At 65.5% G+C, this 13,033-nt stretch carries 8 protein-coding genes and 1 other RNA gene; 4 read left to right on the top strand and 5 right to left on the bottom strand.

Features of this window, described 5'->3' with window-relative positions:
- Nucleotides 1–19 precede the first annotated feature (19 nt).
- Entirely contained in the window at nucleotides 20–409 is a 390-nt protein-coding gene (gene gloA / locus C664_RS12895; protein WP_004261063.1) for a lactoylglutathione lyase, read from the top strand.
- Nucleotides 410–475: 66 nt separating this feature from the next.
- Here the strand turns inward: gloA and C664_RS12890 are convergent, their stop codons facing one another.
- Nucleotides 476–1,720, bottom strand: coding sequence for a nitronate monooxygenase (locus C664_RS12890; RefSeq protein ID WP_004261060.1), 1,245 nt, complete (start codon nucleotides 1,718–1,720; stop codon nucleotides 476–478).
- 143 nt (nucleotides 1,721–1,863) lie between these two features.
- On the opposite strand from C664_RS12890, the gene acuI reads away from it, so the two are divergent.
- The 3 genes from acuI to ssrA all read left to right on the top strand — a co-directional run bounded on the left by acuI (nucleotide 1,864) and on the right by ssrA (nucleotide 3,869).
- A complete protein-coding gene (gene acuI, locus C664_RS12885) occupies nucleotides 1,864–2,847 on the top strand; it encodes an acrylyl-CoA reductase (NADPH) (RefSeq protein ID WP_004261056.1) in 984 nt (327 codons plus the stop codon).
- 68 nt (nucleotides 2,848–2,915) lie between these two features.
- On the top strand, nucleotides 2,916–3,494 hold the full coding sequence (locus tag C664_RS12880) for a peroxidase-related enzyme (RefSeq protein ID WP_004261052.1): 579 nt from the start codon (nucleotides 2,916–2,918) through the stop codon (nucleotides 3,492–3,494).
- A gap of 47 nt (nucleotides 3,495–3,541) precedes the next feature.
- Nucleotides 3,542–3,869, top strand: a transfer-messenger RNA (tmRNA) gene (gene ssrA, locus C664_RS20340).
- Nucleotides 3,870–4,125: 256 nt separating this feature from the next.
- On the opposite strand, the gene C664_RS12875 is transcribed toward ssrA, so the two are convergent.
- From C664_RS12875 to C664_RS21165, 4 genes are all read right to left on the bottom strand, one after another.
- Nucleotides 4,126–6,162 carry a hypothetical protein gene (locus tag C664_RS12875; protein WP_004261049.1) on the bottom strand — a complete coding sequence of 679 codons (2,037 nt, stop codon included), beginning with the start codon at nucleotides 6,160–6,162 and terminating at the stop codon, nucleotides 4,126–4,128.
- Nucleotides 6,159–6,791, bottom strand: a complete 633-nt coding sequence (locus C664_RS12870; RefSeq protein WP_004261046.1) for a hypothetical protein — start codon at nucleotides 6,789–6,791, stop codon at nucleotides 6,159–6,161. The genes C664_RS12875 and C664_RS12870 overlap by 4 nt, the downstream gene beginning before the upstream one ends.
- Before the next feature lie 51 nt (nucleotides 6,792–6,842).
- Nucleotides 6,843–7,403 (bottom strand): hypothetical protein, encoded by a 561-nt coding sequence (locus C664_RS12865; protein WP_004261042.1) that lies wholly within the window; start codon nucleotides 7,401–7,403, stop codon nucleotides 6,843–6,845.
- A gap of 122 nt (nucleotides 7,404–7,525) precedes the next feature.
- Entirely contained in the window at nucleotides 7,526–13,030 is a 5,505-nt protein-coding gene (locus C664_RS21165) for an RHS repeat-associated core domain-containing protein (RefSeq protein WP_004261039.1), read from the bottom strand.
- Between the last annotated feature and the right edge of the window lie 3 nt (nucleotides 13,031–13,033).

Here is a 13,033-nt window from a genome sequence, read left to right as displayed (position 1 = left end):
ACACTAAGGAAGACTGACCATGCGAATCCTTCACACCATGCTGCGTGTTGGCGATCTGGAGCGCTCGATCGCGTTCTACACCGAGGTGCTGGGCATGCGCCTGCTGCGCCGCCACGACTATCCGGACGGCAAGTTCACGCTGGCCTTCGTCGGCTATCAGGATGAACAGGACGGTGCCGTGCTGGAGCTGACCTACAACTGGGGCGTGGATAAGTACGAACTCGGCACCGCCTACGGGCACGTCGCGCTCGAGGTGCCGGACGCGAAGAAGGCCTGTGACGAGATCCGTGCGCGGGGCGGCAAGGTCGTGCGCGAGGCAGGGCCGATGAAGCATGGCACCACGGTGATCGCCTTCGTCGAGGACCCGGACGGCTACAAGGTCGAGCTGATCGAACGCCACACATTCTGAAGGCGTCCCCGCGCTACGGACGAAAAAAGGGCGGCCCCGCGGGGCCGCCCTTTTGCTTTGCAGTGCTCAGGCCGGCAAAGCGATCTTGTTGTCGGTGCTGAACTGGTAGTCGCGGAAGATGTGCTCAGCCGACAGGATGCGGTAATCGCCGTTCTCCTCGCGCACCGTGGTGTCCTTGAGCCGATAGGTGTAGTGCCCACAGGTCCAGCAGTCGAAGTTGCGCATGTGGGTGCACAGGCAGGTCTTGTCGAACACCTTGATCTTCTTGGCGTCCGGGTGCGCGGCCACCTCGCGGTTGTAGGCCTCGATGTACTGGCAGTTGCCGCTGGCGTCGAGCAGATAGCCGTAGGCCTCGCAGTTGGGGCGGATGCCGCTGCCGATCGCCGGGCTGCTCTTGAGCATCCGCATCGGATAGCCGGTCGGTGATATCTGGTTGACCTCGATCTCGTTCTCGCTGGCCTTGAAGTAATGCTGTTGCACTTCGGCGGGAAGGCCACATTCTGCGGCCACCGTGAAGCGCGTGGCGACCTGCACGGCCGCCGCACCCATTTCGAGGAAATTCACCGCGTCGGTTCCGGTGAAGATGCCGCCGGCCGGGATCAACGGAATGTCGAGTTGCTGTTCCTTCAGCCAGTCACGAATCTCGGCCACGATGGTGGCAAGGTCGTACTGCGCCCAGTCCAGGCCGAAGCCCAGGTGACCGCCGGCCAGTGGGCCTTCGACCACGACGTAGTCGGGCAGGCGACCGGTGCGGGCACTCTTCTTCAGGAAGAGTTGCAGCGCGCGCAGCGAGCTGACGATGATGCCGAGCTTGACGTCGCGGAAGCGGGGATGGTCCTCGATGAGTGCGAATGAACCCAGGTGCAGGCCCGCGGCGAGCGTGATGCCGTCGATGCCGTTGTCCATGGCTGCCCGCAGGCGCACCCGAAGCGTTTCCTTCGGGGCGTTCATGGTCAGCTTTTCCATGCAGTTGATGAACACCTGGCCCGAGCCGCGCTTGCGCTCCATCGTGCGGCTGACATGGGTGGCCGTGGCTTCGGCGATCAGCCCCAGGTCGAACTGCACCACCGATTTGTCGGTGTTGGCGACGTTGAACTTGTACTGTTGCAGTTTGTTCTTGACGTACTTGGTGTTGTAGCGACGGTCCGACACGGTCGGCAGCATTGCGTCCGAAATGTGCCCGACGCCCCCCAGGCGAGCAGCTTCCAGGGCGAGATCGGAGGTCGAGATATCGACACCCATGCCTCCGACCATGATCGGTACCAACTCGTGTGATCCGAGTTTCAGGCGAAAATCGTCAACGCGCTTCATCACTTCCAGTCCGTAAGTTCGGCAGTCCGCCATTATCACCCGAGACGGGGGCTTCGGCCCAGTCCCGTCTCGTGTCCCGCGCATCGGTTACCATCTTCCTGCCAATATTTACATGCGGCCCCGGGGCCACGGAGGAGGACACGATGTTCAATGCGGTCTTGATCGAGAAGGACGATGCCGGCTACCGCGCCAGCCTGCGCGAGCTGGACGATGCGGCGCTGCCCGAGGGTGACGTCACGGTGAAGGTCGAGTACTCGACGCTCAACTACAAGGACGGACTGGCGATCACCGGCAAGGGGCCGGTCGTGCGCAAGTTCCCGATGGTGCCGGGTATCGACCTCGCGGGCACGGTCGAGGCGAGCAGCCACCCGGGCATTGCGATCGGTGACCGCGTGCTGCTCAACGGCTGGGGCGTGGGCGAGGGCCACTGGGGCGGCCTGGCGCAACGTGCGCGGCTTAAGGGCGAATGGCTCGTACCCCTGCCCGCGGCCTTCACGCCGCGGGAGGCGATGGCCATCGGCACGGCCGGTTACACCGCGATGCTGTGCGTCATGGCGCTCGAGCGCCAGGGCGTGACGCCCGACAAGGGCGAGGTGCTGGTGACCGGCGCGAACGGCGGTGTCGGCAGCGTCGCCGTGGCGGTGCTCGCGGGGCTCGGTTACACCGTCGTGGCGTCGACCGGGCGGCCTGACGAAGCGGATTACCTCAAGGCGCTTGGTGCGACCGAAATCCTCGATCGCGCCCAGTTCGCCGCGCCGGGCAAGCCGCTGGCGCGCGAACGCTGGGCGGGGGCGGTCGACACCGTCGGCAGCCACACGCTCGCCAACGTATGCGCAAGCACCAAGTATCGCGGCACGGTCGCGGCCTGCGGCCTCGCGCAGGGCATGGACCTGCCGGCCACGGTCGCCCCCTTCATCCTGCGCGGCGTGACGCTGGTGGGCATCGACAGCGTGATGGCGCCGCGCGAGGAGCGCATCGAAGCCTGGCGCCGCCTCGCGCGCGACCTCGATCCCGCGAAGCTGGCATTGATGACCCGTGAAATCGGCTTGGGCGAGACCATCGACACCGCTGCTGCACTGCTCGAAGGCAAGGTGCGTGGTCGTGTCGTGGTCGACGTCAATCGCTGACGCAGTTCAGTTCCGTGGCGGCATGCTGCCCGCCGCCGCATATCGACATCACTGAGGAGACGTTTCACATGACCGACCGTATCAGCCGCTTCGCCATTCCCGACCTCGCCGACGTGCCCGAGGACGTTCGCAGCCGCATCCTCGCTGTGCAGGAAAAAGCCGGATTCGTGCCCAATGTGTTCCTGATGCTGGCTCACCGGCCGGCGGAGTTCCGTGCCTTCTTCGACTACCACGACGCCCTGATGGAGAAGGACGTCGGCCTCACCAAGGCCGAGCGCGAGATGATCGTCGTTGCCACATCGGCCGCCAGCCAATGCCTCTACTGCGTCATCGCCCACGGCGCAGTGCTACGCATCCGCGCCAAGAACCCTCGCATCGCCGACCAACTCGCCACCAACTACCGCAAGGCCGAGATCACCCCGCGCCAGCGCGCCATGCTCGACTTCGCCGTCAAGCTCTCCACGCGCGGTGGCGAGATCGAGGACGGGGATCTCGCCGCGCTGCGCGAACACGGCTTCGACGACGAGGCCATCTGGGACATCGGCGCCATCACCGCCTTCTTCGCAATGAGCAACCGTCTCGTGCACCTCACCGGCACGCCGCCCAACGAGCCTTTCTACCTGATGGGCCGCGTGCCCAAGCGCTAAGCATGGGGCGGGACGACAGACCTGCTTACAACTGAATGGCCGGCTCCGTGCCCCAAGGCATTGAATGCCGGCCCGTCAGTGCGTAACATGACGCCCATGGTTGTAATCCCGGCAATCTGGAGGCGTTCTGGACAGGGGTTCGATTCCCCTCACCTCCACCCAAGGGCATTCGGGAGTGCGTTTGGGTGGGGGTGTACTGGTTTCGACAGGGCGGGCAAAGGTGAGCAGGCAACCCGAGAGGCGACGGACGTAATCCGCGCAAAACCACAAACGCCAACGATGAGCGTTTCGCACTGGCCGCTTAAGGCCTATGCCGAGGCTGCTTGAGCCTTGTTACCAAAGAAAAGCCGGTGGGGACTTCGGTCCCCATCGTCACGTCTACGGCCCGCGTTCGTCGGGTACGTCAACAACCGTAAGGCACATCGAATTTCTGGCTTGTAGCTAATCTCGGCGGGTATCGATTCGCTGTCGATTCCGGGCGTCGTGCTTCGTTTCACGGCGCCTGCCTTCCCCTCATGTCGCCGAGTGATCTCTGCGTGGCACGACTTGCATCTGCCGGCGTCACTGCCAGTGCCGTGAACTCCTGTTTCGGCATCTTCAACTCGCTTTCTCCTTCCAGTTTTCCGGGGCGTTATACCCCATCTCCTGGAAGACGAAATTTGGGGGGAAGTTTAAGCTTGGCCAAACCTCCTTTGGCGACCACCAGTGCCTCGGCGTCGTTCAGAACGACCAACTGTACGACCGACGCGGGTGCCTCGACGCGATCGAACGTTTCGCCGCGCTGGACAAACACGCCATTGGCGGTGGCGATCACCAGATCTCCCCCCGGTGTCCGCGCAGCAATCGGAACGCGCGCACCGGCGTCGACCACCGCTCCGCACGCCGCTGACCGGCCGGCGTTTGCGTGGGGCAAGCGAGCCAAACGTGTTGCCGTAAAGGACGAATCGATGACGAAAATTTCGCCCGACCATTCCCGCATCATGTACAGCGTGTCGACGTTGTCGTTGAAGACGTACTCCAGCGCGGTGTGCGCTTGCCCGCAGCCCGCCGGTGCCGGCAGGCCGCGAACCTCGATGCCCTGGCGAAGTTCACCTGTGCGCATGTCGTAGAGGGCCAGTTGCGTTGGCGGGACTCGCCGGTCCTTGATCACCACCGCGTCTTCCCCGAAGCGCGCCATCGAATGGCTACCTTGGTCGAAGGGGCGGGTTGGTTCGAACAGCTTGGCCAGGGTTGCGTCTTCTGGCGTGCGGATCGCGTCTCCCGGCGGGCTCAGGTACTTGCCCATCATCTTTGAGGCGGTCGCGATGCCGCGATGGGTCGGTACGCCCATTTCGGTCGAAGCCGACCGTTCCGCCAGCCCGCTTCGCCTTTCACCGAATCCCCACACCCGCTGGTCAGCGAGACTCTGCAGCACCGCCTGACGGTCAATCCGTGGGAGATCGGCCGCCCCGGTTTTCAGCGATTCGAAGCTGATGCGTGATGGCTGCCCCGGCTCGATCTGCATCATGTGGCGCACCGAGAAACCGCCGGACCGGGAGTAGATGAGATACCGGTGATCAGCCAGTTGAACCAGGCGGTCGTTTGCTCCCACGCAAGGAGGACTCTGCTGCTTGCCCGCGGACGCAGGCGAACCCTCAGGCAGACACGGCGGCAGATTGCCGAACAGGCGCTCCGGATCCCCTGTTCCCCGGTGGACATACAGTGACCGGGTGTTGTCGGCGACCCAGGCATGGCCCGCCTCGTCTGCCACCGCGCGTTGGATCGTCGACAGTTGACCGCGCTGGGCTGCCTCCTGCGCGCAACGGGCTCCGATGCCCGATGGACACACGGCCAACCGCCATAGAATCTGGCCGGCGTTGTTGATGGACGCCAGTTCAAGCCGAGTGTTCGAGATTGCCAGTACGCCTGCCTTGGATGGTTCAAGGGCTCCGTCACCGTAGAGACTCGCGCCGGCCGGTACATCGGCAGCAAACGGCCACGATACCCGGGTCAGTTCCTCACCGTGCGAATCGCGTCGGACAATATCTCTTGAGCCCGGCTCGATAACCCACAATGATCCCTCTGCGCCCAACGCCGCCGCTCTGAAGGCGGCTTGATGTCTCCCTCCGTCGGGTGGCAAGGTGAGCCCCGGAACCTCGCGTATCGCCCACGTGCCCGGCTCGATGAACAAGGCGCTGCCCGCGTAAGCGTTCGTCACCCAGAAGCCATGGGCTGCGTCGCCACTCACCCGCCCGGCACTTTGTGCGTACATGAGATCGCGCAGCCGCGGATCCTGGAGCGAGAGCAAAGGCGCCGGACTCCCGAGCTCACCCAACTGGAAGATGCGCAGTTCGCCGTCGAAACTCCAGAGGTAAGCGGCTTGCCGGTCGAAACTCGGAGCGACACGAGGGTAGTACGTGCCCGACATCTGGTGTCTCAGAGCGCGGACGGTAACCCAGCGACCATTCGACAAGTCGCTCACCTTGACAAGATTCCGGTCAACCCCGATCTGTCGCAGCGCCGCACCGCGAGGCTCGAACGACGCATTGAGATCCAACCCAAGATTGGGATCGGCTTCGCTGGTGCGGGCGATCCACTCAAACGCGGCGGCGTCCTGTTGCGCGCGCGCGTCTGGCAGTGCGAGCACCGTGATGCCAAAGATCCAAAGACATGGCCAGAAGCGCATCATCGGTCATTCATCCTTCTGTAGGTGCAGATCACGGTCAGGCCATTCGCGGCTACCCTTCCTGCGAGCTGGTCTACGTGTGCGTCCATGAACGTCAGGTCGCGCACAAGCTTGCCCATGGGCTTCGAGGCTTGGTACACAGGGACGAGGGCAAGCGCAGGAAGAAGCCGTGCCGCGTCGTCCGAAGGGGCACGCTCCAACGCCCATCCGGCGGCCGTCAGCGCCTTGAACAGCCCCTCCCTGTCCTCTGCGGGATAGAACTGGACTACGCCGAAAAAGCCGTATCCCGCCAACACCTGCAACTGGGCCCGTATGCCAGGCCATACCTCCAGCGGAATCAGCGGCAGTTCGCGCCCTGCCTTGAGCGCCTGGAAACGTTCGGCGAGAAACGACAGCGCCTCGATGGGATGCTCGGCTTCGCCGAACTGGTTTAGCGGGACTTCCTCGCAGCGCAGGTAAGCCAGCAGCGGCTCCATCTGGGGCATCAGGTGCCAGCGCTGGCTTGCGTAATCTCCGTCCCCAGGCTGCGTGGTTGCCGAGGGGGCGGCGGATTTCCCGCTCTGTGCATGGGCAGAAGCTGCCAGCACGATCGCGGCGCTCGCCGCTGCTGCCGTCACAAGGGACAGTCGCATGCCTCGCCTCGCCTCGCTTCGTGTTTCGACGATGTCATGTCGTTGCCTCGCTTAGAAATCCGTTTCGATGCGCTCACCGCTCCTGGGGTGGGTGTACCAGCCCTTCCGGAGGACCTTGCCGTTGTAGATGTAGGCCTCCTGGAAATCGCCCCCGGCATGGTGGAACTTCGAACCATCGGGTGCTGTTCCCTGCCCGCGCTCCAGATCCCAGCCAATCAGTGGGCCGTCGGGGTGAATCCGAATCTTCAGCCGGAACCCGCCGCCGTTCCGGCGTTTCCCCTCGAGCAGCGCGTCGGGGATGCGGGAGGCCACGGGGATCGTATGGTTCGCGATGACGGCGCCGCCCAGGAACGCACCATCCCGCCCCTCGGCTCGGTACTCGCTTGCCGGATCCCGCCACTCCACCCGCAAGAACTTCGGTACGCCGAACTCCGCGCCATAGCTACCGATGAAGTTACCGCGGGGGGGGGTCATGCCCGCCGCAGAAAAAAACAACCACCCATGTTCGTCGAAGATATTCAGCCCACGAACAATGAACAATGAATCGACCCGCAACTGCCCTCCTTTGAGCCCTCGGAACTTTCGCTTGAGCGCCTCGTCCTCCGCGCTCAAAGGGGGGCTTGGGGCCTGCTCTCGCCGGGGAGCGCTGCCGCGGCAGCCAGCCAGAAAGGCGGCGCTCAGCGCTAGCAGCGTGCGCCGGGAAGGGGATGGCGGCGGGGGGCGTAATCTCTTTGTCATGGCGTTCCTCCAGATGCGCAAGGTGCCGAGCTTTGCTCGAAATAGCCGTGCTGGCACAGCCAACCCATGTATGCAGCGATGTCCACCCGCCCGGTCCGGTTGCCCGTGAGCGCATTCCAGGTATCACTCGGATTGCTCGTCACAGGACGCTCGGTGTAGGCAATGAAGTCATGCGTCTCGCCCGTGGTCAGGCTTCGGTCATCGGTGCCGAAGTCGGTAAAGTCCATGTCGCGCTGAGTGGTGCCGCCGACGGTGCCGCGCACCCTGCGGTCTTCGGCGCGCAGGCGCTCCGTTTCGATGAACGTCATGTCCCCCTGCTCGACCTCGCGTGAGACCGTCGGCGTCTCGCGTGGGTCGCCGATGCGCAACGCGTTGCTCTGGTCGTGGATGATGGGGGCGGCTATGGGAATGGACGGCAGACGAGAGGCGTCCATGGCCACCCCCGCCGTCTGCGCCTGCTCGACCATCCAGTTCAGTGCCACGAAGGACAACTGGTTCTCACCCTCCTCGTAGCCGCCGCCGATATCGGCGTGCGCGCCGATGAAGCCGCGCTCGATGCGTACCTGTCCGGGGGTGTAGCGGCTCGCGCCAATGGATTCGAGCGGGAAGCCGCCCTGGTGCAGGTCGTCGGGCAGGTTGCGGCGGGTCGCATTCCAGAAGGCCGCATTCAAGGGGTAGCCGAACACGTCGGACGAATAGGGCTGGCTGCGGTACTCGTTGAGTGCCACGGCGTGCGCCACGTGGGCAAACTCCGCCGGTATCGCCAAGCGATAGGCTGCGCCCCAAGGCAGATCGGTGCTCAGGACGGTGTCGAACAAACCCATGAAGCGCAGGTTTACCGGTTGGCAGCGTGTGACGTTCTGGCCCGAGGCTCTGTCGATGGCCGTGTACCGGAGGTAGCGGACCCCATCGTGCACGATGCTGGCCGCGGCCAGTCGGCTGGCGAACTCCCGCGCCTGTGCGGCACCACGGCTGAAGCCCATGATGTCGATGTCCATGGTCTCGTCATCGGGATGGCCCTCGGCCTCGTCGATGAAGTAGCTCCACATGCGGTCGATGCGCGCGCGTCCGGTGAAGTTGCCGCCGCGATCAGGGATCGGCCCGAGGCCGTTCGGCAGGATGTCCAGATATTCATCGTCCAGATAGTTGGTGTTTCCATCCTCGAAATGGTGCGTGCCCACGCCGGACACGTAGCGGCGCGGACCATCGTCATAAAGTCGCACAAACCGCGCGACGTTCGTCAGGGAGCCACCGAGGCGCTCAAGTTCGCGCCGATCACGGGAGTTGTCCGTACCGTCGAACGCGAACAGGATGAGCCCGTCCGGATCGACGAACCGGAGGGGGTTGTGCGCGACGTAAGCGTAGGGGTTCGGCCCATCCGGAGCGCCGAGTGGGTCGGGGCTGAGGTACTGGCCCTGTTCCGGGTCGTAGTAGCGCGCGCGGTTGTAATGCAGGCCGGTTTCGGGGTCGAAGTACTGGCCGGGCAGGCGCAGGTTGAGGGTGAGGGTGCGGGACTCGATGGTGGCGGCGCCGAAGGGGGCGTAGGTGGCCCGCCAGAGCACCTGGCCGTCTGCGTCGGTGGCGAGCTCGGGGGCGCCGAGGTGGTTGCCGTGCAGCCAGGCGACGCCTTCGTTCGAGCCGAAGGCGTTGCGCCAAAGTCGTTGCAGATCACTGAAGAAACGGGCGGTGGCACTGTCGTCGGCTGCGGCGGCGGCGACGCCCTCCGGGGTATCGATCACGGCAACTGGCAGGTCGGCGAGCCAGATGTATTGGCGCAGGATGCGGCCCTTCGCGTCGAGTTCCGCCAGGGGCTGGTGGTGTTCGTCGTAGAGGGTGTGTGTTGTGCGGCCGCCGGCGTGCTTGGTATTGCGCAGGCCGCGATGGTCGTAGCCGTAGCGGGCGATGACGGTGCTGTCCTCGCGGACTTCAACGAGCCGGCCGCGGGCATCCCACTCGTAGTCGCGCTGCCCGAGCCGCTCGGGTTGGCCGCTGGTGCTGTAGCGTGAAGGTGAGTCGGGCGAAGCCAGCACGCGGTGGGTTAGCGGCTCGAAATGGCTGCGCTGGGTGCCGGCCTGCAGTTCGCGCTGCGAGGCGACATTCTGCTGGCTCAGGATGCGGCGTTGGGACGGGTCGTAGGCGTATCGCCAGACGGCCTGTTCGACGAGGGTGTCGTCCTTCATCCGCCACCGGACCGAGGCGAGCAGGCGGTTGTCGCGATCGTAGGCGTGGCCGCTTGCCGTGGGCTGGGCGTTTCCGCCGAGGGCACGCTGGCGGCCGTGCAGCAGGTTGCCGCGCACGTCCCAGAGGTAACGATGGTCGAGCAGTGCGGCCGGATCGTCAGGCTCTCCCAGGGCGCCTGGCAGGTTGCCAGTATTCGCCAGAGAGCTTTCCGCGGAGATATCAGCCACAGGTGTGACAGTCGCGGTGGATTGGGCGCGGGCGTTGCCGATACCCAAGAGCTGTTCGACTGCCTCAGCGGGCGTGCGGGCGAGCGGCCAGGGCTTCAATCGGTTGGCTACCCGGTGCTGCGGCAGCGGACGATGACGGTGAACGACGCGTGCGAGCACGCCTTCGCGGCTCCGCTGGAAGCGGGTCTCGATACCGTTGCCCGTCACATAGCGGCGTAGGCTGACGAGGTCGCGCTCGAACTCGCTGGCGATGAGTTGCTCGCGCGCGAGCCAGCCTGGCCATGGTCCCCCAGCGGATTCGCGCCTGAGCGCGATGACCTGACCCTGGCCGTTGCGTTCGTAACGGATGTGGCTGCCGTCGGGCAGCGTCGTGGCGACGAGCTGGCCGGCGGCATCGTGCTCGTAGCGGGTGATCGTCGTCAGCGCTCCGTCGGCGGTGGGCAGGGTGACGATGCGCGCGCTGCGCAGGCCGCGTGCGTCGTATTCGTAGCGTTCGTGCTGGGTGGGATGGCGGACCTCGACCAGACGACGCCCGGCATACCGCCACTCTGTTTCTTCGGTGGCGCCGGTGCGGGCGTCGGTGATTCGCTGGTAGCGGATGCGCCCCCAGGTGTCGTAGGTGTAGTGGGCGCGGTTGCCGCGCGCGTCGCGCATGGCGGCCAGCCGGTCGGCTTCGTCGTACTCGCGCACGATGGTTCCGCTGTCCGGACTGCGCTGCCAGACCATGCGGCCGAAGTCGTCGCGAAGGGTCTGCGGCGGCGTTGGTGGCTCGGGGGCTAAGGATGTGGCGCTGGGCGTGCGAGCTGCCGGATGGACGAGGCCGTCAGCATCGACGGCGTATCGCAGGCGCCCGAGCGCATCGTAATGCCATTGGCGGCCGCGGCCGGCGTTGTCGCGGACGGCGATGAGCCGCCCCTGCTCGTCGTGGCGGCGAGACTCGGTCTGGACGAAGGATGCGCTGCGGCGGCTGCGCTCGAGCAGGCGTCCCTCCGCGTCATAGGCGTAATGGTCGAGGATGCCCAATGCGCTCGCGTGCCACATCAGGCGGCCGTGCTCATCCCATGCGCGCAGCCAGTTTCCTACCGGCTGCGTGGCATTCGAGGATGCCACCGCGCGGCCGAGGTCGTCGTAGCGAAAGTGTTGCGCCCAGGGCTGCGCCCAACCCGGCATGTCGCTACGTGCCGTGACCACCTGCTGACGAGGGTTGTACGAGAACGCGGTCGCTTGGCCTTCGTCGTTACTCACGCGCTGTAGCAGGCCGGTCAATGGATGGTAGTCGAGCGTGTGACGGCTGCCGCCGGGTTTGGTGAGCGCGATCATCTGGGAACCCTGCGGGTCCCAGTGGAAGATCGCGATGTCCGAGTCGGCGGGCGAGGCGCCTGGGCCATTGGCCAGCGGGCCATCGATGGCGGCGAGCAGGGAGCGGCCATTGATCATCGTATAAGTGAAGGTGGTCGTGCGTTCGATCGGCGTTGCCTCGCTGGGGTCCGCTGCAGGAACCCCGGACCCACCAAGGGAGCTGAAGCCGTGCTCGGTCACTCGGGTGATCTGTCCGGCCGCGTTGAAGCTGTAGCGCAACTGGTGTTCTCGACCGCGGACCACGCTTGGGCGCGCGACAAGGACTGGTCGTGCGCCGTCATCGGCGTACTCGTAGCGGACGAGCAGTCGCGCGGGCATCGGATTGCGGCCTGCATGGGGGAGAATCGACTCGCGCACGACGCGTCCCATGGCGTCGCGTTCGATCACCGTCGCGGCCAGCGCACGCCCTGTGGCGTCCAGCCGGGTGACTTCGATCAGCCGACCACGTTTATCGTAGCCATAGCGCACATTGGTCTCGCTGCAGCTCGCGCAGCCAGGGCCGATGGCCTCCAGCAGTCGCGCTTCGCCGCCGAGGCGCGCGTAACGATAGCGGGTGTGCTGGCCCAGGCTGTTGGTGAGCAGCGTCGAGCCTGGCGTCGAGAAGTCCAGTTCGACTTGCCCGATTCCCGTGCCAGGCACGACTTTGCCGGCCTCGTCGAGTTGGCGCGCTGCGCCGCGCACGCTCATGACGGCACGCCCTTTGCTGTCGTAGGCGTAGGTGGATAGCCGTCGCGTGATCGGGGCTGCGCTGGCCGTATCGCCGGTCGGTTTCTCGGTGAGGCTGATGCCGGTCAGGTGATGGGGCCAGGCCGGTGCTGCTTCGCCAGGGTCAGCGCCATAGTGGTAACGCCGCGCGCCACCGTCCGGATGCGTTGCAACCGCAAGATTGCTCAGGCCTGGTCGGGAGGGGGTGTTCTGATGCGCATAGGTGAAGCGACCGAGCGGGCTGCCGATCGCGACGACGCCGCGGAATCCTTCGGCGCCCCGCGGGGCGTACTCGAAACTCAGGCTGCGCCCCTGCGGGTCGGTGACTTTCATCAGTTCGCCCTGTGGACTGCGCGTCAGGCTGACGAACTCCCCGCTTGGAAGTTGGATCTGCACCAGCTTGCCGCGCGCGTCGAAATCGAGCGTGCGCCCGTCCGGCCAGCGCCAGCGGTATCGGACATGCGGCCCTGGCAACCCCTCGGCCGTCACCACGCCGCGCATCGGGTCTGAACCGACATGGCGCCTCGCGTCGCCAGCGTCGCGGAAGAACACCAGCCGCCTGCCGTCCGCCTGGATGATGTGCAACTGTTGCCCAATCACATGCAGGTCGGTCTCATACGAGAGTCGCCAGCCGCGGCCGAGCAGGCCGAGCGGAGCGTCGGGGCCGGCCTGTGCGCTGTTGTAGTGGCGCACGATCTCGATGCCCAGGATGCCGGGCAGGGCCGGCATGTCGGTTTCGCGCTGGTACTTGTTGCCGGTGATCACGTCGATCGGGTTGCCGGCCCCCTGCTCGACCTTGTCGTTGTCGTCCTGGCTTGCCGGCGCAGTCTGTCCGCAGGGGTTCGCCCCAGGGGCACCACCGTCGCTCGGGAGGCAGTCTGGATCAAGAGGCGTGGTGGAGACCGGGGACATGCCTCCGACTGGACTGGCCTGTCCAATTCCTGTCGCGGCTGCCGCGCTTGCCGCTGGCGGCAGCGCGAGCAGGGTGCAGAGGATCAGGATGGCGATGCGGGGCTGGAGCAGGTTCATGGC

The organism is Thauera sp. 63 (genome assembly GCF_000310165.2).
Classification (GTDB): Bacteria; Pseudomonadota; Gammaproteobacteria; order Burkholderiales; family Rhodocyclaceae; genus Thauera; species Thauera humireducens.
This window is presented reverse-complemented; position numbering and strand designations above follow the sequence as displayed.